This is a genomic window from Haemophilus sp. HMSC61B11 (assembly GCF_001838615.1).
Taxonomy (GTDB): domain Bacteria; phylum Pseudomonadota; class Gammaproteobacteria; order Enterobacterales; family Pasteurellaceae; genus Haemophilus_D; species Haemophilus_D parainfluenzae_AD.
The window spans coordinates 1-565 of the sequence record NZ_KV838013.1 but is presented as its reverse complement, the minus strand read 5'-3'; the positions used below and the strand labels follow the sequence as shown (position 1 = coordinate 565).

General features: G+C 35.2%; 1 pseudogene. It reads right to left on the bottom strand.

Annotated elements, in window-relative coordinates:
* Positions 1 to 422: pseudogene (locus HMPREF3263_RS10490) on the bottom strand (hypothetical protein); the annotation flags it as partial.
* Positions 423 to 565 lie beyond the last annotated feature (143 nt).

The following is a 565-nucleotide window of genomic DNA, read 5'->3' as shown; positions in this document are numbered from 1 at the left end:
AATAAAAATAGCAGGAATGCCATCCAGATTGGGTGGAAATAAGCTCTAGCTCTTTCAGTAGTTCTTCTTTCGATGTAAGGAATTCTATATTCGTTATAAGGAAGCAGCTTATTATTAGGAAACATTTTTCTGAACTCTGGATCATTATGAGTTCTCTTACTTTCTTCGTATATAGGGTAAATTTTTTTATCAGGATTAAATGCCCAAACAAAATCTTCCTTTATTGCAGCGATTTCATAAGAAAATGGTGGTTGTTTATATTTGGCATTTTGATACCAACTCATACAAAAAATACCGATAAATAAGAGGCGAATAAATCCTCGAGGATAACCGTCAAAAAAGGAATTACGAATCTCAATTTCATCTTCTCCGCATTGACGGATAGAATATTTTAAAGATTTGTATGCTTTATTTTGATTCATATTGCACTCACTTCATTGGAATGGTGGTTAAGTCGGAACTGATTTTGCCGTCGGAGCCTTGGTAATCGGCAAGATACACTTTCAGGCGAATATTTTTTACCGAACGCGGCTCGATTGTCTCCATTTTGGCTTTTTCTTTACGG